The 22,127-nt window shown below is 74.8% G+C and carries 19 protein-coding genes; 8 read left to right on the forward strand and 11 right to left on the reverse strand.

Annotated features, from left to right (window positions below):
* Positions 1 to 283: 283 nt before the first annotated feature.
* Together E0504_RS12790 and E0504_RS12795 are read right to left on the reverse strand one after the other, a co-directional pair.
* The gene (locus tag E0504_RS12790) at positions 284 to 1,426 is read right to left on the reverse strand and encodes a phosphatase PAP2 family protein (RefSeq protein WP_373693896.1); all 1,143 of its coding nucleotides are present in this window, start codon (positions 1,424 to 1,426) and stop codon (positions 284 to 286) included.
* A 225-nt stretch (positions 1,427 to 1,651) separates the two neighbouring features.
* Positions 1,652 to 3,079, reverse strand: a complete 1,428-nt coding sequence (locus tag E0504_RS12795; protein ID WP_112104576.1) for an Ig-like domain-containing protein — start codon at positions 3,077 to 3,079, stop codon at positions 1,652 to 1,654.
* A gap of 763 nt (positions 3,080 to 3,842) precedes the next feature.
* Between E0504_RS12795 and pucL the strand changes: the two genes are divergently transcribed.
* Positions 3,843 to 4,748, forward strand: coding sequence for a factor-independent urate hydroxylase (gene pucL / locus E0504_RS12800; RefSeq protein ID WP_020459844.1), 906 nt, complete (start codon positions 3,843 to 3,845; stop codon positions 4,746 to 4,748).
* Between the two features lie 76 nt (positions 4,749 to 4,824).
* On the opposite strand, the gene E0504_RS12805 is transcribed toward pucL, so the two are convergent.
* The 3 genes from E0504_RS12805 to E0504_RS12815 form a co-directional block, all read right to left on the reverse strand.
* Positions 4,825 to 5,727 (reverse strand): S-adenosyl-l-methionine hydroxide adenosyltransferase family protein, encoded by a 903-nt coding sequence (locus tag E0504_RS12805; protein ID WP_112104575.1) that lies wholly within the window; start codon positions 5,725 to 5,727, stop codon positions 4,825 to 4,827.
* Positions 5,728 to 5,836: 109 nt separating this feature from the next.
* The gene (locus E0504_RS12810; RefSeq protein ID WP_112104580.1) at positions 5,837 to 7,018 is read right to left on the reverse strand and encodes a CaiB/BaiF CoA-transferase family protein; all 1,182 of its coding nucleotides are present in this window, start codon (positions 7,016 to 7,018) and stop codon (positions 5,837 to 5,839) included.
* A 10-nt stretch (positions 7,019 to 7,028) separates the two neighbouring features.
* On the reverse strand, positions 7,029 to 7,535 hold the full coding sequence (locus E0504_RS12815) for a DUF3099 domain-containing protein (protein ID WP_112104574.1): 507 nt from the start codon (positions 7,533 to 7,535) through the stop codon (positions 7,029 to 7,031).
* 271 nt (positions 7,536 to 7,806) lie between these two features.
* Here E0504_RS12815 and E0504_RS12820 point away from each other — a divergent pair, with 271 nt between their 5' ends.
* Genes E0504_RS12820 through E0504_RS12835 form a run of 4 tightly spaced genes read left to right on the forward strand, consistent with a single transcriptional unit; the run spans position 7,807 to position 11,999 of the window.
* Positions 7,807 to 9,123, forward strand: coding sequence for a glycosyltransferase family 1 protein (locus tag E0504_RS12820; RefSeq protein ID WP_112104573.1), 1,317 nt, complete (start codon positions 7,807 to 7,809; stop codon positions 9,121 to 9,123).
* Positions 9,120 to 10,316, forward strand: a complete 1,197-nt coding sequence (locus E0504_RS12825) for a glycosyltransferase (RefSeq protein ID WP_112104579.1) — start codon at positions 9,120 to 9,122, stop codon at positions 10,314 to 10,316. The genes E0504_RS12820 and E0504_RS12825 overlap by 4 nt, the downstream gene beginning before the upstream one ends.
* A gap of 30 nt (positions 10,317 to 10,346) precedes the next feature.
* Positions 10,347 to 11,201 carry an SGNH/GDSL hydrolase family protein gene (locus E0504_RS12830; protein ID WP_112104578.1) on the forward strand — a complete coding sequence of 285 codons (855 nt, stop codon included), beginning with the start codon at positions 10,347 to 10,349 and terminating at the stop codon, positions 11,199 to 11,201.
* A gap of 18 nt (positions 11,202 to 11,219) precedes the next feature.
* Positions 11,220 to 11,999 carry a hypothetical protein gene (locus tag E0504_RS12835; RefSeq protein WP_198541270.1) on the forward strand — a complete coding sequence of 260 codons (780 nt, stop codon included), beginning with the start codon at positions 11,220 to 11,222 and terminating at the stop codon, positions 11,997 to 11,999.
* Positions 12,000 to 12,174: 175 nt separating this feature from the next.
* Here the strand turns inward: E0504_RS12835 and E0504_RS12840 are convergent, their stop codons facing one another.
* From E0504_RS12840 to fabG, 4 genes are all read right to left on the reverse strand, one after another.
* A complete protein-coding gene (locus E0504_RS12840) occupies positions 12,175 to 12,690 on the reverse strand; it encodes a DUF3090 family protein (protein WP_112104572.1) in 516 nt (171 codons plus the stop codon).
* 18 nt (positions 12,691 to 12,708) lie between these two features.
* Positions 12,709 to 13,962: a ferrochelatase gene (locus E0504_RS12845; RefSeq protein WP_131624599.1), complete on the reverse strand. Its 1,254-nt coding sequence runs from the start codon at positions 13,960 to 13,962 to the stop codon at positions 12,709 to 12,711.
* A 72-nt stretch (positions 13,963 to 14,034) separates the two neighbouring features.
* Positions 14,035 to 14,340 carry a hypothetical protein gene (locus E0504_RS12850; protein ID WP_165938502.1) on the reverse strand — a complete coding sequence of 102 codons (306 nt, stop codon included), beginning with the start codon at positions 14,338 to 14,340 and terminating at the stop codon, positions 14,035 to 14,037.
* Between the two features lie 326 nt (positions 14,341 to 14,666).
* Entirely contained in the window at positions 14,667 to 15,383 is a 717-nt protein-coding gene (fabG, locus tag E0504_RS12855; protein WP_071062534.1) for a 3-oxoacyl-ACP reductase FabG, read from the reverse strand.
* A 95-nt stretch (positions 15,384 to 15,478) separates the two neighbouring features.
* Between fabG and E0504_RS12860 the strand changes: the two genes are divergently transcribed.
* The 3 genes from E0504_RS12860 to E0504_RS12870 all read left to right on the forward strand — a co-directional run bounded on the left by E0504_RS12860 (position 15,479) and on the right by E0504_RS12870 (position 19,791).
* Entirely contained in the window at positions 15,479 to 15,787 is a 309-nt protein-coding gene (locus tag E0504_RS12860) for a DUF167 domain-containing protein (protein ID WP_071062536.1), read from the forward strand.
* A 30-nt stretch (positions 15,788 to 15,817) separates the two neighbouring features.
* A complete protein-coding gene (locus E0504_RS12865; RefSeq protein WP_373693897.1) occupies positions 15,818 to 18,847 on the forward strand; it encodes a pyruvate dehydrogenase in 3,030 nt (1,009 codons plus the stop codon).
* 212 nt (positions 18,848 to 19,059) lie between these two features.
* Entirely contained in the window at positions 19,060 to 19,791 is a 732-nt protein-coding gene (locus E0504_RS12870) for a DUF5701 family protein (protein ID WP_083390925.1), read from the forward strand.
* 234 nt (positions 19,792 to 20,025) lie between these two features.
* Here the strand turns inward: E0504_RS12870 and fabI are convergent, their stop codons facing one another.
* Both fabI and E0504_RS12880 read right to left on the reverse strand, forming a co-directional pair.
* On the reverse strand, positions 20,026 to 20,799 hold the full coding sequence (gene fabI / locus E0504_RS12875; RefSeq protein WP_020459827.1) for an enoyl-ACP reductase FabI: 774 nt from the start codon (positions 20,797 to 20,799) through the stop codon (positions 20,026 to 20,028).
* Positions 20,800 to 20,901: 102 nt separating this feature from the next.
* A complete protein-coding gene (locus E0504_RS12880; protein ID WP_112109028.1) occupies positions 20,902 to 22,116 on the reverse strand; it encodes a cation:proton antiporter in 1,215 nt (404 codons plus the stop codon).
* Positions 22,117 to 22,127 lie beyond the last annotated feature (11 nt).

Here is a 22,127-nt window from a genome sequence, read left to right on the forward strand (position 1 = left end):
GGACTGTCGTGCGGGATGATCTGTAGCCGTGCCGAGCAGGATCACGAGGAGCCCGCCCGGGGCGCGGCGCCGACCCGGCCAGACGCCCGGCAACCCGGCCGGCGACGCGGATCATCGCAGCGCAAAGCAACTTTCGCACATCCCCGACATCGGGAACGCACCGGGGGAAGGTGGCGAAAAAACTACCGATCGGACGGCCACGGAACGCCACCCGCCCGCAGGGCCTACCGGCGGCCCGGCGGGCCACCGACCCCCAGCCACCAGCCTTGAGCCAGGCTCCCGGTCAGCCCGAGGCCTGGCCCACGTCAGGCTCCAGGCCCGGGCGCCCGGCCACCTTGGTCCCGGCGGCCCTGTCGGCGGCGGCCCTGTCGGCGGTCGCCACGTCGGCCGTCGCCGTCTTCGCCACGTCGGCCGTCGCCGTCTTCGCCACGGCAGGCCGGTGCACCGCGGCGGTGGCCGGAGCGGGAGTCGGCGGAGCCTCAGCCGGCCGGCGTCGGCCGCGGGCGGTGATGGCCAGCGAGAGCAGCGTGCTCACGCCGAGCACCGCCCAGCCGGCGACGGCGTCCAGGATGTAGTGGTTCGAGGTTGCCATCACGACGAACACGGTCGCAGCGGGATAGAGACAGCCGATCACTCGAACGAGGGGTGTGCGGGCGAAACGGGCCAGCATGAAGCCGCACCACAGCGCCCACGCGCAGTGCAGCGAGGGCATGGCCGCGTACTGGTTGGCCAGCCCCTCGAGGCCGTTCGGAGCGGCGCTGGCGCCGCCGCTCCACCATCCCCATCCCTCGAAGTGCGACATCGTGTCGACATACGAGGTGCCGGGCAGGAGCCGGGGCGGGGCGGTGGGGAACAGGAAGAAGCCGCACAGCGAGATCAGGGTGGTGAAGACCAGGGCCCACCGGGCCCGGATGTAGCGGCCGGGGTGGCGACGGTACATCCAGACCAGCAGCGCCGGCGTGACGACGAAGTGCAGGGTCGAGTAGTAGTAGCAGGAGGCGACCGCCAGCGGCGGGATGCTCTGCAGCCACCGGTTGAGGCTGAGCTCGATGTCGAGGTGCAGGTGCTGCTGCAGGCGGAGGATGTCCCAGCCCATGTCGGTCGCGGCGCCGACCGACGAGCCCGCCACGCCACGGGTGGCCGTGTAGACGTAGTAGAGCCCCACCAGGACGACGGCCTCGACCCACAGCCTGGGCAGGCCGGTCGCCGGGTTGCGGAACCGGCCTGTCCCCGGAGGCGTCGGCAGGCCCGCCGGCGCCTCCGCGCGACGTTCCCGGTCCACCCGCTCCCCCCGGTCCATCCGATCCGTCCCGTCGCTCCGCGCCACCCCGCCGGCGGTAGCGGCCCCGCCACTCCGAGCCGCCCCGTCGCTCGGAATCGTCAGATCGTTCTCCTCCGGCAGACCGGCACGGTCCGCTTCATCCACGCGGGCCGCGTGACTGTCCGGGTCCGTTGGAGCTTCCCGTTCCGCACGACTGTCCCGGTTCGTCCGATCCACCACGCCTCGACTTCCGGTCCGTCCGCCATCGTCACCCCGTCCAGCTTGCGCCGTCCAGCCAATCACGGACGGCAGATCTCGAACGACGAGGGCGGGTGGCCACGGAGACGTTCCTCCGTGGCCACCCGCCCTCGGTGCGGGAGCGGCTGCCGGTCAGGTCCGACCGGCGGGCAGCCCCGCGCCGGGCGCAGCGCCCGCCAGCGCACCGCTGGCCGCGGGCTGGTCAACGGGCAACGCGCTGCCCGCCTTCCAGATGTCCCACGGGACGGACCACTCATTGCCGAGCTGCCGGGTATCCGCCGGGCGACCGGTGTTGCTGATGTCGATGATGTCGCCGAACTGACTGAAGTTGTAGAACCACTGCGCGTCCGCCGGGGAGGCGTTCACGCACCCGTGCGAGACGTTCGCCCGGCCCTGCGACGCCACTGACCACGGAGCGGAGTGCACGTACTGCCCACCGCTGGTGTAGTGGACGGCCCACTGCACCTCTTCGTAGTAGTACTCCGGGTGGCCCTTCGGCACGCCGACCGTCGCCGAGTCCATGATCACCATCGGGGCCTTGCCCAGCACGTTGTGCGGGCCCTCCATGGTCAGGAACCCGGGCTTGCCACCGCTGATCGGCATGGTCCGCACGAGCTGGTCGTTCTGGAACACCTGCATCACGTGGGTGGCCGCGTCGACCTTGCTGATCTGGGCGGCCCCGATCGCGAAGTCCATCGAGCGGTCCTTGACCCCGATCCAGCCGGTGCCGGAGTCGAAGCCCGCGAGGTTGGCCTCCACGTGCACCTTCGTCCCGGGCGCCCAGTACTGCTGCGGGCGCCACACGGCCATCCGGTCCGACATCCAGTTCCAGGCGCCGAGGACCGGCGGGTCGGCGTTCACCGCCAGGCGGCTCTGCACCGCCGCGCGGTCCTTGACCGGAGCGCTGAAGGTCAGGCTGATCGGGGCGCCGACCCCGACGGTCTGACCGGCGACCGGCTCCCACGACACCTTGAACGCCTTGTCCGGGACGCCGGTGGTGAAGCTCGACGTGATGTTCCTGGTGCCGTCCAGCCCCTGGACCGGCGCGGTGGCCGCCTGGATGTCGTAGCGGGTGTCGGAGAACAACCCACCCGCGGACGTCCAGGTCCGGCGGTCGGCGGAGAAGGTCCCCTCCAGCGTGCCGGGGTCGGTCTTCTCCGTCGGGCTCGCGCCGCGGGCCACGGTCACCGACGCCAGCGGCGCGTTGCTCTTCACCACGATCGACTCGGTGAGCGCGATGCCGGCAGCGCCGTCGGCCGGGGTCACCGTCACGGTCGGCACGGCCGGGCGCGGTGGCTCGTTCTGGGCCGGGCCGGCGCCCCCGCCGCCCCCGGAGGAGCAGGAAGCCAGGACCACGGCCGCGGCGAGCACGCCGGAGGCCGCGGCGAGCCGCGACCGGATGATCCCGGCGGGCCGCACGGCCTCCGACCGGCGCCGGACCAGCGGACGGCGGGTGGCGGGCGAGCACCTCCGGTCGGAGGCCCGATCCTGATCAGAACCGGAACCGGACGGAACGGCGCCTCGGGGCGCGCGTATCAAGCTCATCATCGAGCGGGACATGCGTGGCCTACTTCCGAAGACCGAACCGGTGAGGCGGGGCAACGCATCGCGCCGGTTCGTGGCTTGCCGGACAGCGGGCCGCCGTGACCTGCGGACACCGCGCGGAGTGCGGGGATGACGAAACGCGATGTCACCACGGAAAGCGACGCCTTGGAAGCAGAATGTGCGCTCGCTCGACCACTCACGAGCGGACCGTACCCACAGCCCAGAACCACGTCCCGTCGATCACGGGAAAACCCCACCACACTCGCCGGACAACTACTTTTCGTCAATACTTCGACTGCGGAGAGCGACACTCTCCGGCTAGCTGCCATAAACCCCTCCCACGCCGGTTGATCCGACGCACGACTCTTATCCGACGTTGCGCGCCAAGGCTGCACCGGGCCCGACACGGAAGCCCCTCACCGCCACATTGTCGGTAATCAGACAGCGATGGCAACGATAAGTGCCACAAAAATCACGGAACGAAGCCAGCCTTTCGTGCCATGCGACGGATACGCCGGCACCGGCCCACCGGCCGGCGCCCGAACGCGCGCTCCACGGCTGCCATCCGCCGGGACGGCGGGCCCACCCGGGAGAGATCAGCCGCGCCCGATCGGGAAACGGCGCCGAAACGGTCCCCCAACCGAACCGCACCCGCGGTCGCACCAGAATGGGGCGTCCGGCGGTCGGGGCCGGGCCGTGGCACCGCCACGGCCGGTGCGCCACGACCGGTGCGCCACGGCCCCGCCCGGCCCGCCCCGCTCGATCACGGAAGGTGCTCATGGCCATCGTTCTCGGACCGAACCAGTACGGCAAGGCCGAGGTACGGCTCGTCCACGTGGACCGGTCCACACCGGCGCACCGGATCACCGACCTGACGGTCTCCACCGCGCTGCGCGGCGACTTCACCGCCGCCCACACCCGCGGCGACAACAGCCACGTTCTCACCACCGACACCCAGAAGAACGTCGTGTACGCCTTCGCCCGGGAAGGCGGCGTAGGCGAGATCGAACAGTTCGCGAGCCGGCTGGGACGGCATTTCACGACCACCGCCGACTGGATCACCGGGGCGCGGATCGAGATCGAGCAGCACGAGTGGGAACGGATCACGGTCGACGGGCGGGAACACGACCACTCCTTCGTCCGGTCGGGACGCGGAACACGAACGACCGTGGTCACGGTGGAGGCGGACGCCGTCCACGCCGTGTCCGGACTCGCCGGGCTGGTCGTTCTCAGGTCAACCGGCTCGGAGTTCCACGGATTCCCGCGCGACCGGTACACCACCCTGGCCGAGACGTCCGATCGAATCCTCGCCACCGAGGTCACAGCGCGGTGGCGTTACCTGGACGCGGACGGCATGTCCGGCGCCGACTTCGCGCGTCTCGCCGCCGGGATACCGCGCGCGCTCGTCGAGACCTTCGCGGCCGAGCACAGCCTCGCGCTGCAGCAGACCCTGCACCAGATGGGCGAGGCCGTCCTCACCGCTTTCCCGGAAGTCGCCGAGATTCGCATGTCGATGCCGAACAAGCACCATTTCCTGGTCGACCTGGAACCGTTCGGCCTGGACAACCCGAACACCGTCTACCTGGCCGCGGACCGTCCCTACGGGCGGATCGAGGGCACGGTGCGGCGCGACGACGTCCCGGAGGCCCCCGCCGCCTGGTACGGCACGCCCGGCTTCTGCTGAGCCGCCCTGTTCCCGCTGAGCCGGCCGGCTTCGCCTGAGCCGGCCGGCCTCCGCTTCCGCCGTCAAGCCGGCGGGCTCAGGCCGGGGTGATGATCACCCTGTCCCCGGGTACCAGCCGCAGGCTGCGCGCCGCGTCGCCGTCCCGGCGGGCCACCGCGACCAGACCGCCCGAATCCAGGTAGAGCACCAGCTCCCCGGGCTCGACGGAGCCGAAGGTGACGCCGACGGCGAGCTCCACCGGCCCCGCCGGCCCGGGCACGAGCTCGGGCTCCCCCACGGCTCGCCGCTCGCCGGACGGCCGGATCTGCCCGCCGGTCGGCGGAACCCGGTCGCCGGACGGCCGGGCCCGCTCGGCGGTCAGCCGGACCCGGTCGCCGGGCCGCAGGCCGGCCTGGGTGAGCAGCTCCGCCGCCGCGGCCAGTGCCACGTTGCCGAAGCCGTCCACGGTCAGGACATCCGCCTCCAGCCGGGACCCGGCGGGCCCGCGCAGCACGCGGGCGAACGGCTCGGGCAGCCGCACCACGGACGCGGGATCGATCCGCTCGCCCAGCGCGTCCAGGGGGCGGCCGGTGGCCAGCGCGGCCGCCGCCGGCGCGAAGACGTCCCGGCCGTGGAAGGTCGCCGGGATGCCCTCGGGCATGGTGAGGTCCACCGCCGCCAGCAGCCCGCCCAGGGCCTCTGCGGCGGGCACGAGCAGCCCGTTGTCGGGGCCGACCACGAACCCACCGGGCGTGCGCGCGGCGAGCGCCCGCCGGGAGGTGCCGACCCCCGGATCGACCACGGCGACGTGGACCCCACGCGGCAGATGCCGCACCGTGGAAGCGAGGACCGCGGCCCCGCGCCGGACGTCCCCGCGCGGCACGAGGTGGGTCACGTCCACGATCGGCACCCCCGGGGCCAGCCGGAGCAGGACGCCGTGGCACGCGGCGACGAAACCGTCCAGCAGGCCGTAGTCGGTCGTCAGGCTGACGCAGCTCATGCCGCCCGAGCGTGCCAGAAGGCGCGCCGGCGGGAGGCGGGGCACGCTTCTCGTCCACCCCGGGTCTGTCTCCGGGGTCCGGCGTCAGATCGCGCTCCGGGGTCCGGCGTCAGATCGCGCCGACGGCGCGCAGGTCGGCGATCTCGGTCGGGTCGAGGCCGAGTTCGCCGAGGATGCGGTCGGTGTGCTCGCCGAGCGCGGGCACCGGGCCAAGACGGGCGTCCTCCCCGGGGAACTCGACCACCGGCCGGGTCTGGCGCACCGGGCCGACCGGCGAGCCGACCTCGACCCAGCGCCCGCGGGCGGCGAGCTGGGGGTGGGCGAGCACGCCGGCGACGGTGCTCACCCGGGCGTACGCCACCCCGGCCGCGGCAAGGCCCGCCTCCAGCTCGGCCGTGCCCAGGGTGGCGACGACAGCGGCGACCACGGCGTCGGTGCGCTCCCGGTTCCGCACCCGGGCCTGGTTCGTCGCGAAGTCGGGGTCGTCCGCCAGTTCGGGGCGGCTCAGCGGGCCCCGGGCGAGCCGCGCCCACTCTCCGTCGTTCTGGACGCCGATGAGCACGTCGTCGCCGTCCGCCGTCCGGAAGGCCTCGTACGGCGCGATCGACTGGTGGCCGATCCCGGACCGGGCCAGCTCGACCCCGGTGTGCTCGACGGTCTGCACCGGGTAGCCCATCCATTCGGTGAGGGCGTCGAGCATGGCGATCTCCAGCACGGCGCCGGCGCCCGACCGCTCCCGGCGCAGCAGCGCGGAGAGCACACCCTGGATCACGTAGCTGCCCGCGGCGACGTCACCGGCGGCGAACCCGGCCTTGGCGGGATGGTCCGGGGTGCCGGTGACGGCGATCAGGCCCGCCTCGGCCTGGACAAGCATGTCGTAGGCCTTCCGCCCGCGGTAGGGGCCACTCGGGCCGTAGCCGGACAGGTCCACCGCGACGAGCTCGGGACGGCGGGCGACGAGCGTGGCCGCGTCGAGGCCCAGCCGCGCCGCGGCTCCCGGCCCGAGATTCTGCGCGACGACGTCGGCGCGCTCGATGAGACGATCGAGCACGGCCCGGGCGCGGGGCACCTTCAGGTCGAGGGTCAGCGACTCCTTGGAACGGTTCAGCCAGGAGAAGTGGGCCGACATCCCGCCGCGCACCGCGCGGTCGTAGTCGCGCGCGAAGTCCCCCTGCCCCGGGCGCTCCACCTTGATCACCCGGGCGCCCAGCTCGGCCAGGTGCCGGGTCGCGAACGGCAGCGCCACGGCATGCTCCAGGCTGACGACGGTCACACCCGCGAGCGGAAGCACACCGGCCAGGCTAGCGGCCCGGCCGGGCCTCACCGTCGACGATCCGGCCGTTGACAACCTCGCCGTCCACGACCTCGCCGTCGACAACCTCGGCGTCGACAACCTCGGCGTCCACGACCTCGGCGTCCACGACCTCGGCGTCGGCGGCCTTGCCGTCCTGGAAGCCGCCGTCGACGAGGTCACCGTCCAGCACATCGGCGTCGACGATCCGGTGGCCGCCCGCGGCGAGGGCGCGGGGCTCGTCGCCCGCGGTGGTCTTCGGGGCGAAGCCGGCCTGCCGGCGGTCCGAGCGCGCCGGGCCGCCGTTGGCGATGACGACCGCGATCCACGGAAGGATGATGGCGAGGCCCACGGCGACGAGCCGCAGCCACCCGGTGAACACGACGACGGCCAGCACGAAGCAGACCACCCGGACCAGCATCGTCAGGATGTAGCGCTGCTCCCGGCGCCGGATCTCCGCCGGCCGGGCCTCCTCCGCCGAGGTGATCAGCACGGGCTCGGCCCGCCGCCACCTCACACCGATCGCCCGCTCACAGTGCCCACTGCCCGCTCACGACGTCCATGGCCCGCTCAACGCCCATCGCCGAGGATCCGGAGCGGGACGGTCGTCCCCTCCTGGCGACATCCTGCCCACGCGGGCGCGGACGGAACAACGATCCCCGTCGCGAGATCCGACACCTGGAAGAGTTCCCACCCCACCAATCTGTGTCCGAATGTTTACGCGGTGGACGGATGATGGTCCTCGCCTGGGCGCTGGTCGCTGCCACCGTGCTCGTGTGCGAGTCGCCGTGGTCAGTGAGTCGTTTCTACCCCAGGTCGACGGCGTGACGAACTCGGTGTGCCGGGTGCTGGAGCATCTGCGCGACACCGGTCACGAGGCGCTCGTCGTCGCCCCGGCGCCGGCTCCGGCCGCCCGCCGGACCGCCCCGCGCAGCTACGCCGGGGCCCCGGTGCTGTGGAGCCCGTCAGCGCCGATGCCCGGCTACCCCGAGTTCCGCTTCGCGACCCCGTGGCCGGGGCTGGCCGCGGCGCTGCGCGAGTTCCGCCCGGACATCGTCCACCTTGCCGCCCCGGCCGGCCTGGGCGCCCAGGCCGCCTACGCCGCGCGCCGGCTGGGCGTACCGAGCATCGCCGTCTACCAGACCGACATCGCGGCGTTCGCGACCCGCTACGGGCTCTCCGCGGCCGAGCGGACGATCTGGCGCTGGCTGGCCAGCGTGCACCGCCTCGCCGCCCGCACGCTGGCGCCGTCCTGGGACGCGGTGGACACCCTGCTCGCCGAGGGCGTGCAGCGGGTCGCCCGCTGGAGCCGGGGCGTCGACCTCGAGCGCTTCCACCCCGATCACCGCGACGAGCGGCTGCGGGCCGCCCTGGCGCCGCGCGGCGAGGTCCTCGTCGGGTATGTGGGACGGCTCGCCCGGGAGAAGCGCGTCGAGCTGCTCGCCGGCATCGCCGACCTGCCGGGGGCGCGACTCGTCGTCGTCGGCGACGGGCCCTGCCGGCCGGCGCTGACGAGGGCGCTGCCCGGGGCGGCGTTCCTGGGCTTCCGCACCGGCGCCGACCTGTCGGCCGCCGTCGCCAGCCTGGACGTCTTCGTCCACACCGGCACGCATGAGACGTTCTGCCAGGCGGCGCAGGAGGCGAAGGCCAGCGGGGTCGCGGTCGTGGGGCCGGCGGCCGGGGGGCTGCTCGACGTCATCGAGCACGAGCGGACCGGCCTGCACTACACGCCCGGCGACCCGCACGCACTGCGCCGCGAGGTCACCCGGCTGGTCGAGGACGGCGAGCTGCGGGCCCGGCTGGCGAGCGCGGCGCGCGCCTCGGTGGCCGGCTGCGACTGGTACGCCATCGGCGACGAGCTGCTCGGGCACTACCGGGACGTGCTGGGCACCGCGCAGCCCGCGGCCGGGCGGCGCCACCGCCTGCCCACCCGGCTCACCCGGGCCCGCCGCGGGCCCGGCGGCACGCGGATCGCCGGACCGGCGGAGGCCGCGCGCCCCGCGTGGACGGCGATGACACCGATGACCGCGGTGCCGGCGCTCGCCGTGACGACCGCGACGACCGCGACTGCGACGACCGCGACGACCGACGGGTGGCCAGGATGAGGATCGTGCAGGCGGCGAGTTTCGTCGCGCCGGCGTCGGGCGGCATCCGGACGACGCTGCGGCACCTCGCCGCGGGGTACGCGGGGGCCGGCCACGAGGTGGTGCAGATCGTCCCGGGCGCCGCGGACGGAGAGGAGCGCACCGCACACGCGCGGATCATCACCCTGCGCGCGCCGCTGCTGCCCGGCACCGGCTACCGGGTGCTGGCCGAGCCGTGGCGGGTGGCCGCGGTGATGGAGCGGGAGCGCGCCGACCGGATCGAGATCCACGACCGCGCGACGCTGCGCCCGCTCGGCCGGTGGGCCCGCCGGCAGGGCGTCCGCTCGCTCGTGGTCAGCCACGAGCGGCTCGACCGCCTGCTGGGCCTGTGGACGCCCGCTCCGCTGCGCGGGGTGCTGCCGGTCCGGGCCGCGGCCGACCGGTCGAACCGGGCGCTCGCCGCGGGCTTCGACACCGTGGTCGCGACGACGGGGTGGGCGGCCACCGAGTTCGTCCGGATCGGCGCGCCGAACCTGAGCCAGGTCCCGCTCGGCGTCGAGCTGGACCGCTTCCAACCGGCCAACCACGACCGCACGCTGCGCCGCGCGTTCGCCCGGGACCGGGAGATCCTGATCGTCGCGGCGACCCGGCTCTCCCCGGAGAAGCGGGTCGACATCGCGCTCGCCGCGGTGGCCGAGCTGGTGCGCCGCCGGGTGCCGGTACGCCTCGTCATCGCCGGTGACGGAGCCAGCCGCGCCCGCCTGGAACGCCTCGCCGCGGGCCTGCCGGTGGCCTTCCTCGGGTTCGTCGCCGACCCGCGGCGCCTCGCCGGCCTGCTCGCGACCGCCGATCTGGCCTTCGCCCCGGGCCCGATCGAGACGTTCGGCCTGGCCGCACTGGAGGCGATGGCCAGCGGGACGGCGCCGGTCGTCCACCACGCGAGCGCGCTCGCGGAGCTCGTCGCCGACCCCGCCGGCGACGGGGCCGCCGGGACGAGCGCCGCGGGAACCGGGTTCACGTTCGCCGACGCCGCTCTCGACCTGCTGTCGATCGACCCCGACCGCCGACGGGACGCCGCCCGGGCCCGCGCCGAGCGGTTCCCGTGGAGCGCCACCATCGACGGGTTCCTGCGCTGCCACGACCTGCCCGCCGCGTCCCCCGCGGTGGACGCGACTCCCGCGGCCGGTCCGGTCTCGGGCCCCCTCGCGGCCTGACGCCACGACGCCGCCGTGGACGACACCGCCGTGAACGACGACCCGCGCACCGTGCCGACGCGCCCGCTCCGCCTGGTCCGCCCGGACGGCGCCCTCGGCTTCGTCGCGCTCGGCGACAGCCTCACCGCCGGCCTGGGCGACGGAGTCAGCATGGGCCGCGACCGCGGGCCGGGGGCGCTGGCCGGCCGCGGCTTCGCGGCGCTGCTCGCGGCGGCGCTGGCCCCGCCCGGGCTCGTCCACTACGAGAACCTGGCCCGCACGGGCGCGACCGCCCGGGACGTCCGCGTCCGCCAGCTCCCCGTGGCCCTGGCGCTGCGGCCCGCGCTGGCCTGCGTGGTCGCCGGCATGAACGACGTCTTCAAGCCGACCTTCGACCCGCTGCGGCTGCGCCAGGACATGGTGTGGAGCATCGGCCGGCTGCGCACCGACGGCATTGTCGTGCTGACCGCGCGGCTGCCCGATCCGGGTGGTCTGCTGCCGCTGCCCGGCCCGATCGAGCGGCTGCTCGCCGAGCGGGTCGGACATCTCAACGCGGCGGTCGACGCCGCCGCCGCGCGCGACGACGGGGTGCTCGTCGTGGACCTCGGCCGGCACCCGGCCGTCCGCCGGCGCTCCACCTTCGACGTCGACCTGGTGCACCCGGGACCGCACGGACATCGCCTTATCGCAGGGGCCTTCGCCGAGAAGCTGCGGGAGACCGGGATGGCTGTCGGCGAGCTGCCGGACCCCCGGCACGTGCCCCCGCCGCCGGGAACCGCGGACCACCTGCGCTGGGTCGCCACGATCGGGATTCCCTGGCTGCTGGGCCGCGCGCACGCCCCGCGGCGTGATTTGCGTCCGCGAAACCACGGTTTCCGGCGACTCGGTACCGCGTTTGGCCGGTGAATTCCCTACGGTAGGCATGTGCTTGCCGACCTGCCCGCTTCCCCGCGCTCCGGCGTCCTCGCCGGCTGGGGCAACGCCTGGCTGGCCGGACTCGTCGGCCTCGACGACGTCATCACCCAGGTTCACGAGGCGCTGGGCGGCAGTGCGCCGCACACCGTCGGTGACGAACCTCTGGTCCTCGGCCTCGGGGCGCTGCGCCGCGCCGGAGCCGAACGGATGCGCCTGGTGCTCCCGGTGCCCGGTGACGTGAGCGGCCTGCCGGGTCCGCCCGACGTGAACAGGGACGCGCTCACCGCCGGCGAGGCGCTGGTGGTGATCGGGCCCACGCCCCCGCTCGTCCTCGTGCCGTCCGTGATCGTGCACGGCCCGGCCGTCGAGGGCGGCCTGGAGTCCGTGCACTGGCGGGTGCTGCGGGCCGGCCGGGTTCCACCGCCACCCGCCGGGCTGCGCGCCGCCGACCACGAGCTGTCGGTCGCGATCAGGCAGACCACGGCGGCGCTGGTGGACCTCGACATCGCCAGCGCCCGGCCGGAGGTGCTGGCCCTGCTGCGCGACCGCGGCGAGCCCGAGCCCGGCCCCGGGCTGGGGCCGGGCTACCCGCCGAACGCGCACGCCCTGCTCGCCCGCGCCGAGCGGCTCGCCGAACTGCTGGAGCTCGCCGCCCGCGACGACGGCGCCGCGGTCACCGCGACCGAGGTCAGCCGCCGCTCCGCGGCCCTGCGGGGCCTGTCCGGCGCCGTCCGGCGGGCCTACGAGGCGGCCTACGACGCCTTCGACCCGGCCTACGCCAGCCACTGATCCGCTTGGTTTCTTCCTCGCCGTTTCGGGGGTCGATGGCGGCGGATTCCGGCCCGAAAGGGCGAGCAGGAAGCTAAAGGGCGAGCGGGCCGTGATGGGCGAAGACCGAGGTGGCCATCGGCGGTGGGGATCGCCGGTACCCGACGGGGCCCGGCGGCCTTGCCCCTGCGCGGGCTCAGTTCAGGCGCGGGCAGAAGTGGCCGGACGGGCCGTCGGGGCGGCCGCAGAGCACGCACGGCGGGCGGCCGGCGGCCACGATGCTGCGGGCCCGTTCGATGAAGGCCTTGGTCTGCTCGATCGAGAGGCCGACGCGCAGCGAGTCGACGTCGCTCTCGGTGTCGGTGATCCGCGGCTCGCTCGAGGCGAGTCCGGCGGCCTCGACGAACACCCGGTGCCCGTCCCACGACACCGTCAGCTGGCCGAGGTGGAAGTCCTCCTCGAACGGGGCGTCGAGGGGGGCGAGGTCGACCTCGACGTCGGAGGCGGCCGGCAGCGCGATCCCCTGGGTCTGACCCACCTGGCCGAGCAGGGCCGTCAGCCCTTCGGCGAGCGCCGTCACCTCGGTCTTCTCCAGACCCACCGTGACGAGTTGCCCACGAGCCGCCGCCTGGAGGAAGAACACGCGGTCACCGGGCTGCCCGACGGTCCCGACCACGAACCGCTCCGGCGGGTCGAACACAAATCGCTGCATGTCTCGGATCGCTCCGTCTTATTCGCCTGCGGGGTGAGAGTCGGACCGCGACGTACCTGCCCGCTCATCCACCAGTATCGTCGCTTCGTTGCGCGGTTCACCATGCCGGGAGCGCTCCGCGTTCGCCGGCCTGCCCGGCTGTGACGCCGTCACGCCGGAACGTGCCGGGCCGTGCGCGCACAGATCCGCCGGGACACCGGCGGCCGCCGGGCGCCGAGCGCCCGGGTCACAGCAGTGCAGCGGGCAGACGTCGTGCGACGGCCCCTCGCCGCTCAGCGCGGGCCGCTCCCACTCGGGGGAACGGCGCTCGGCGACCAGATCGGCCACCATCGCGACGAAGCGGGGATCCGTGCCGACGGTACCCGCCCGGGCGACCGCCAGGCCGCGTTCCGAGGCGGTGCGCACCGCCTCGACGTCGAGATCGTAGACGACCTCCATGTGGTCGCTGACGAAACCGACCGGCACGATCACCGCGGCGCGCGCGCCGCCGTCCGCGAGCGCCGCCAGGGCGTCGTTGACGTCCGGTTCGAGCCAGGGCACGCTCGGTGGGCCGCTGCGGCTGCAGTAGGCGACCTGCCACTCGTGCCGGGTACCGACGCACGCGGCGACGCGCTGCGCGATCACACCGGCGGCCGCGCGGAGCTGGCGCTCGTAGGCTCCGCCGTCCGGCCCGCTCGCGGCCGCCTGCGAGCGGGGCAGCGCGTGGGCGGTGAACACCAGCCGGGCCTCGTCGCGCACCGCCACCGGCAGCGTCGCGAGCGCCCGCACGCAGTGGTCGACCATCGGCTCGACGAATCCCGGGTGGTCGAAGAACAGCCGCAGCTTCACCAGGTCGGGGGCGCCCGGGCCGACCTGCTCCAGGGCCGCCGCCAGATCCTCCCGGTACTGCCGGCACCCCGAGTAGGACGCGAACGCGGACGTCACGAAGCAGGCCGCCCGGCGCACGCCGTCGGCCCGCATGCGCGCCACGGCGTCGGCGAGGTACGGCTGCCAGTTCCGGTTGCCCCAGTACACGGGCATCGGGGCCAGCCGCTCCCGCAGCGAGGCGAGCAGCGCCCGGTTCTGGTCGTTGATCGGGCTGCGCCCACCGAAGCGGTCGTAGTGCGCCGCGACCTCGGCCAGCCGCGCCTCGGGCACGCCGCGGCCGCGGGTCACGTTGCGCAGGAACGGCAGGACGTCCTCCGGCCCCTCCGGACCGCCGAAGGAGACGAGCAGCAGCGCGTCCACGTCGATCCCGCGGCCGTGGCCGGCGGCGTCCGTCGGCACCGTCATGTCCCCTTTCCGTGTACGTCGCCCCCGTCGTACGTCGTACGTCGCGCCCGTCCGCCAGCCGGGTCCGCGCCGTCAGCGCGGCACCCGGCCCCGGATCTCGTCGAGGTACGTCGGGAAGTACCGCGAGATCGTCGACAGGTCGAACGAGCGCAGGATGTCGCCCGCAGGCTCGCGGGCCAGCAGGAACGCGAAGGACTCCCGGACGAGGGCGGTCAGCGCCGCGTCGTCGTCCGGATCCAGCCCCAGCGCGTCGACGACCTCGTCGTCCACCCGGACGGCGTAGGAGAACGCCAGCCCGTGCGCCCCGGGCGCGGTCTCCTCGGCGACCTCGACCGCGTAGCCGCGGCCTCCCCGCGACTCGACCCTGATCATGCTCACGGCGCCACCTCCACCGGCCCTCGCGCACCCGGCCCTCGCGGCGCTCCGGCGCGCCGCGCTGGGGGACGGCCGCCCGCCCGCCCGGCGATCCGTCCACTCCCACCGTGGCCCATCAGCACCCGCCGCGTCGACCCGTGGGCCGCCCGGGCGGGCGGCACGCTCCCCGCCGGGGGCGTCGCCACGGGCCGTGGCCGGCGACGGGCGGGCGGCACCGTCCGTCACTGTCATCTCACGGCTGCTGTCATCTCAGGGCTGCAACGCCACGCGCCGGGCGCGTCATTCCGCTGGCCGCGCCGCCGACGCGCGCCGGTTGCCGGTGTGGGCCGTCAGTGGCCCATGCCGGCGCCACCGTCGACCGGGATGACCGCGCCGTTCACATACGCGGCGCCCTGCGACGCGAGGAAGACCACCGCCGCGGCGACCTCCGCGGGGTCGCCCATCCGTCCGGCGGGGGTGGCGGCGACGAGGAACTCGCGCTGGGTGTCGGTGAGCGCGTCCGTCATGTCCGTGCGGATCGGACCCGGGGCGATCACGTTCGAGGTGATCCCACGGCCGCCGAGCTCGCGTGCCAGCGACCGGGCGAAACCCACCAGGCCCGCCTTGGAGGCGGCGTAGTTCGACTGCCCCGGACCGCCGGAGAGTCCCACCACCGACGAGATGAAGATCAACCGACCGTTGCGGCGCCGGATCATCGAGCGCGACGCGCGCTTCGCCACCCGGTAGGCCCCGAGCAGGTTGGTGTCGACGACGTCGCGGAAGGAGTCCTCCGACATCATGAGCATCAGCGTGTCGCGCACGATGCCGGCGTTGGACACGACGATCTCGACCGGGCCGAGCGCGGCCTCGACCTCGCTGAACGCCTTGTCGACGCTGTCCGCGCTGGTGACGTCCATCCGCACCCCGAGCATCCCGTCGGGTGCCTCGCCACCGCGGCTGGCCACGGCCACCCGGTCACCCGAGGCCGCGAGCGCCGCCGCGCACGCGGCGCCGATCCCACGGTTGCCACCGGTCACCAGTGCGACTCGACCTTCGTTCTCGACCATGGCCGGGATCGTAGCGGCCCGCCGGGTCGCGCGAGCCCATGCCACCCGGGACACTCCCCGCCCCGTGCCGCCGGCCCGTCGGGGACGATGGGCGGGTGCGCGTAGCGATCCGGGTGCGTCCCGCCGCCGACCGGACGGCCGTGGGGCCGGCGACGTCCGACCCGACCCACGGCCGGCTGCTGGTCGTGCGCGTACGGGAACCGGCGGTCGAGGGCCGGGCGAACGAGGCGGCGCTGCGCGCCCTCGCGCAGGCACTGGGTGTCCGCCGGTCCGACGTGGCCCTGATCCGCTCGATCGGCAGGGTCAAGTTCATCGAGGTGGACGCTCCGGACGACGTCATCACGCGGCGAGTCGAGGAACTGGCGCAACATTCCGACCCGGCCGCACGTCTGGACTCCAGGTAGGTCGTCGAGGCGATGGGACGGAGGCGGGGGTTGCGCAGGACGGACATCCGAGCCGGCGAGTACACGCACGGCCACGGCCGCCGGGACGACCTGACGATCGATCCCGCGATGCCGGCCGAGTCGCCCGCCGACGACGCCGCGTCGGGCCGTGACGGCCGTGACAACCGCGGCGACGCCGGCCGCGCCGACACCGGCCCCGGCGAGGTACGCCCCGGCGGGTCAGGTCCCGGCGACGCGGCCGGTGCCGCTACGAGCCTCGGTGACTCGGCCGGGCACGGTAACCGGAGCGGGCCCGATGCCATGGGCGGGCCTGGCGGCGCGACGGGTGCCGCCGGGGAAGACGCCGGTGGCGGTTCGGAGGAGGCGGCGCGACTCGGCGAGATCGTTCCCGGGCCGCCCGGCGGCGTGCTCGACCTCGCGGCGCTGGCCGCCGTGGAAGCCCGGCTGCGCGAGCTCGCGGCGGCAGGCATCGACCACGCCGTCTCGACCGGCGCCCGCGGCCCACGAGGGGCGGCCGCCGACCGGGCCATGTGCGAGGCCGCGTCCACGATCGCCGCGGCGCTGTGGTTCGACACGCTGCGGGTCGCCGACCGGGTCTCCGCCACCCCGCACGCGGGGCCGCTGCTGGGAGCCGTCCACCAGGTCCTGCGGTCCGCGCTCGACGGTGACGAGCCGCCGATGCCCGGCGGCCCTCCGCTCGCCGCCGCGTTTCCGGTCGCCGCCGGCCTTCCGGTCGCCGCCGGTCCGCGGCCACCCGACCGCTTGCCGTCCCTCGACCGGGTGGACGGCGCCGCGGCGGCGGGGCCGTCCACCCGGCGGCCGCCGCGCGCGACCGGGGCCGGCAACGTCGGGCCGAACGGGACCATCTGGTCGGCGCTGGCCAGCCGCTTCGCGGGTGAGCGCTTCGACCGTGCCCCGAGCGGCCGCCAGATCTGCCTGATCGATTTCGCGGAGCTGCGCGACTCCGCGGTCTGGGAGGCCGTGACCGACGAGCGGGTCTCCCACCTGGGCGAGCTGTTCTGGGTGGTCCTGGTGACCGGCGGCGCGCCGACCGACTCCGGGGCGCCGGGGACGCCAGCCGGCCCCGGCCCGGGCGGGCCGCCCGGTGGCGTCGGCGGGCCGGCCCGGGCGGCGCGGATGTTCGAGGCCGCCGGCTGGCAGGTGCTGACCCTGCGCTACGGCCGCCGGCTCGCCGCCCTGTTCCGGGCCCCCGGCGGCGCGGCGCTGCGGGCCCGGCTGGACGCGATGTCGCCCGCCGAGTACCTCGCTCTGCTCCAACTGGACGGGACCGAGCTGCGGCGCCGGCTCGCCGGTCCGGGAGCCTCCGGGGCCGGTGTCGACCGGCTGCTCGACGGACTGAGCGACGAGCAGATCCACGATGCGCTGCGCGATCTGGGCGGCCACGACCTCGCGCTGATCATCGACGCGTTCGACGAGGTCGAGGCCGGGCGACCGACCGTCCTGTTCGCCTACACCGGCCCACTGCCCGCGCCCGCCCGCCCGGCCGCGCCGCCCACCGCCCCGGCACCACCGCCCACCGCACCACCGCCCACCACGGCACCGCTACCCGGGGCATTGCTACCTGGGGCACCCTCGGCCGCGCTGGTGCCGGCGGGGCCGAGGCCTGGGGCCGGGGCGCCGGGGCGGCCGTCCGCGGCACTGCCCGTGGCACTGCCGGCGGGCCGGCTCGCCCGGCACGTGGCGGCCTACCTCGACCGCGCCCCGCAGTCGCTCGGCGCGGCACCTGCGGTGCCGGTCGACGCCGGCCGCCTGCCGACCGGCTGGTGGTCGACGCAGGAGGCCTTCGGTGCCACCCTGCGGGACCTGCCCTCGCTCGCCCCGGAGGCCGCGGCGGCCGTCGTGACGATCTCGACCCGCGACGCCGACCGGGTGCTCACCGGGTGGATCGAGGCCGCCCGCGGCGGTGCGGCCCGCGGCGGTGCGGAACCCGTCCGGGGCGCCCCCGTCCTCGGCCGCCCGGCGGGTGCCCGCCCCGCCGAACCGGCTGGCCCCGCCCGCTCACCCGAACCGGCGGGGCTCCCAGGGTCGGCGGGCCCCGCAGGGCCGGCGGGACAACCAGGCCCTGCGGGGCCGGGGCCGGAGGGGGCTCGTTCCGGCGGCGGGCGGCATGTGGCCGGCGGCCTGTCCGCCGGCGCGTTCGGTGGGGTGCTGGCCTCGCTCGGCGTGGCGTGGAGCCGGCTGGGTCTTCCGCTGCTGCCCATCGGGGTGAGCGACGAGATGTCGGTCACCCGGGTACTGCCCGGATGGGCCGCCGGCGGGGCGGCCGACGGACGCTCCCTGCTGACCGTCGCGGACACCGGTGTCGACCCGGTGCGCCCGGGCGGGTGGCGCCACGGCGCGATCGGCGTCCCGGGTATCGCCTGCTGGGAGCCGGCCTTCGCGCAGGACCTGGTCTGGTGCCTGCTCGAGGCGCTGCGCCGGCTCGGGCGCGTCGACGGCGCGTCCAGCCTGATCCGGCTGAGCGCGCGGCCCGTCGACCAGCGGCTCGCCGGGCTGCCCGGCGACGCCGCCGGCTGGTGGCGGCGTCGCGCGGCGGTGCTGGCCGGCGGGTACCGGCTGCGCCCGGGCGAGCCGTCCGCGCCGCTCACCCTGGTCGGGATGGGCGCCGTCATGCCGGAGGTGCTGCGGGCCGCCGACGAGCTGAGCTCCGGGCTGCGCCGGGAGATCGGCGTGGTCTGCGTGACGTCCCCGGACCTGCTCTTCGACGCGCTACAGGCCCGGCGCGGACTCGCCGACGGCGACGACGCCGTCCTCGGTGAGCTCTTCCCACCCAACCGCCGCGGCCCGCTGCTGACCGTGGTCGACGGCGACGCGCGGACGCTGGGTTTCCTCGCCGGTGTGCACGGCGAGCACGTCACGACACTCGGCTCGGCCGCCCCGATCCCGACCGCCCCGGGCCAGACCGCGCAGGTCCCGAGCGCGCCGGCCGATCCCCGCTCCCCCGGTGGTCCCGCCGCCGGCGGCGCGGGTGCCCCGGTGGACACCGCGACCATCGTCGGAGCCGCGCTCGACCTGATCGACGAGGCCGCCGCGTACTGAGCCGCCGCCTGCCGGGCCGGGACGCGTCAGCCGTCGGGTGAGACACCCGGATCGACTGGCTCGACCCGGCCAGCCCGTCCCGACAGCGCTCGGAACCCGTTGGGAACGCTCGGCGTTGAGGGTGGGACGTCCGAGATCCGGCACCGGGACCGGTGCCGGGAAACGGGGTCGTACGACGCCACCCAACCCACCGAAAGCCGAGGGGATGCCGCATGCCGAGCCGCACCGCGACGTTGAGCACCGCCGTGCGAACCGACGAGGTCGACCCGATCACGGAAGGAACCGGTGGCTGGCCCGATCCACTCGACCAGGCGTTCAACAGGCAGGTAGCCGGCCTGGTGCGGTTGGGGTACCCCGAGCTGGCGGGGATGTCTCCGGCCGACTTCGAGGCGCTCTGCGAGCCGCTGCGGACGGTCGCCCACGCCGCCGTGCCCGGCCCGTTCCGGCCCGCGACCCGGTCGTGGATGCCCTTCGTCCTGGTTGTGTCGGGGGAGCTCGTCCGGGCGGAGGAGATCGTGCCGCTGCTCACGCTCGCCGGGCGCGCCGACACCGGGACCGTCGACCGCAACCACGGAGAGGAGGGCCTCGCGCCCTACCGGCCGCTGCCGGAGCTGAACGTGCCCCACGCGGGTGTGTACCTGCTCACCGACGTCGAGCGCGGGGAGGAGTTCCGCGGCATCCGGCCCGCGGACGCGCTGCCACCGATCCTCGAGCGCGGGCGCTCGCCGCTGACGATCCACGAGGGGATCGCGGTGGTCACCCACTTCCCCGAGGCGCTGGAGAAGAACAACTGTTTCATGCTGTCCGGATCACGCCGGGGCGACCGCCGCGTGCCGGCGATGTGGATCTCGGGCCGGGCACCGAAGCTGGGCTGGTGCTGGGAGGGCAACCCGCACACCTGGCTGGGCACCGCCTCCGCCGCCACCCGCCACGCCGCCCGCTGACCCTCGCCCCTCCTCGCCCTTTCCTCGGCTCCTCGTCCTTTCCGGAGCCCCAGACCCCGAATCCGCTCCGGAAACGGCGAGACCGCCACAAAAGGGCGAGGAGGCGAGGCAGTGAAGAGATAACTGAACTGATGGAATTCCGATGCCCCACCGCCGGGCCGCGGTTTCACGGCCCCGCGGCCGGGCTGTGGTTTCAGGGGCCGGCCAGGGCTGCGTGGGGCGCCGTCCCGGAGGTCAGGCGCCGACCGCGTGGAAGCCGCCGTCGACATGCACGATCTCGCCCGTCGTCGCGGGGAACCAGTCCGAGAGGAGGGCGACGCAGGCGCGCGCCGCGGGCGTGGTGTCCGCGATGTCCCAGCCGAGCGGTGCCCGGGTGCCCCAGACCTCCTCGAACTTGCTGAACCCGGGGATGCTCTTGGCCGCCATCGTGCGCAGCGGGCCGGCGGCGACCAGGTTCACCCGCACTCCGCTGGGGCCGAGGTCCCGGGCCAGGTAGCGGGCGGCGGAGGCGAGCCCGGCCTTGGCGACCCCCATCCAGTCGTAGGACGGCCAGGCGACCGAGGCGTCGAAGTCCAGGCCGACGATGCTGGCGCGCTCGCCGAACAGCGGCATGGTCGCGCGGGTCAGGGACGCGAGCGACCAGGTGGAGACCTGAAGCGCGGTACCGACCTCCGACCAGGCCGCCTCGACGAACGGCTTGCCGCCCAGCACCGATTCCGGCGCGAACCCGATCGCGTGCATCACCCCGTCGAGGCCGTCGACGTGCTCGAGGACCTTCGCGGAGAGCTCGGCGAGATGCTCCTCGTCAGTCACGTCGAGCTCGACGACCGGCGGCTCGGTGGGTAGGCGGCGCGCGATCCGGCGGGTGAGGGACAGGCCGCGGCCAAACCCGGTGAGCACCACGGAGGCACCCTGCTCCTGGGCGATGCGAGCAACACTGAACGCGATGGACGCCTCGGTCAGGACGCCGGTGACGAGAACGCGCTTGCCTTCGAGAAGTCCACTCATGGAGCGTCATCCTGCCAAACATCGTCGGGTGAATCCCGCCAGCCCGGCCGAGATTCGCGCGCCGGCGCCCAGCCGCGGGTCACACGGCCCGCGGCAAGGCGGTCACGCGCCGCGCGCGGTGGCGGGATCCGGTGGCCTGCGGGCCTGTGACCAGCGGCGGATCGTTCGCACGACCGGTTCGACGAACCGCGCCGCCAGCGGGCCGAGTACCGCCATCAGCAGGACGTAGCACGCGGCCAGCGGCCCGAGCTGCGGGTTCACTCCGGCGGCGACCGCCAGCCCGGCGATGACGATCGAGAACTCGCCGCGGGCGACCAGCGCGGCGCCGGCGCGGTAGCGGCCCATCGTCGCGATGCCCGCGCGCCGCGCGGCCCACCATCCGGTCACGATCTTCGTCGCCACGCCGGCGAGCGCGAGCAGGGACGCGGCGAGCAACACGGGCGGGATCTCGACCGGATCGGTCTGCAGGCCGAAGAACACGAAGAACACGGCGGCGAACAGGTCGCGCAGCGGCGTCAGCACCTCGTGCGCGCTCTCCGCGACCGGCCCGGACAGCGCGATGCCGACCAGGAACGCGCCGACCGCGGCGGAGACCTGCATGCGCTGGGCGACGCCGGCGACGAGCAGGGTCAGCCCCAGCGACCGCAGCAGCAGGACCTCGTCGTTGCGGTCCGCGGTCGGGCTGAAGACGAGCAGGGTGACCTTGTCGCTGTGCCGCAGCGCGACGTACAGGACGGCGACGAGCGCACCCAGCGCCACCCCGACTGTCAGCGAGCCCCGGGCGACGGTGTGATGGGCCAGCAACGCGGTGACCACCGGCAGGTAGACGGCCATCGCGAGGTCCTCGAGCACGAGCACCGACAGCACGACCGGGGTCTCCCGGTTACCGATGCGGCCCAGATCCCCCAGGACCTTGGCGATGATCCCGGACGAGGAGATCGCGGTGACGCCGCCCATGACCACCGCCGCCAGCGGCCCCCAGCCGAGCAGGAACGCGGCCGCCACGCCGGGGGCGGCGTTGAGCGTCAGGTCGAGCACCCCGGCTGGGGCCTGTCTTCGCAGGCCGTGCAGGAGCTCCTCGGCGGTGTACTCCAGGCCGAGTGTCAGCAGCAGGAGGATGACACCGATCTCGGCGCCGATCTCGATGAAGTCCTCGCTGGCGCCCAGTGGCAGGACACCGCCGTGCCCGAAGGCGAGACCACCGATGAGGTACAGCGGGATCGGTGAGATACCGACCCGCAACGCAAAGTGGCCTAGCACCCCCAGGACGAACAGGACGGCACCCAGCTCGAGGAAGGTCGTCGCCGTGTCGTGCACGTGTCGTCGGT

The sequence above is a fragment of the Parafrankia sp. BMG5.11 genome, from assembly GCF_004337455.1.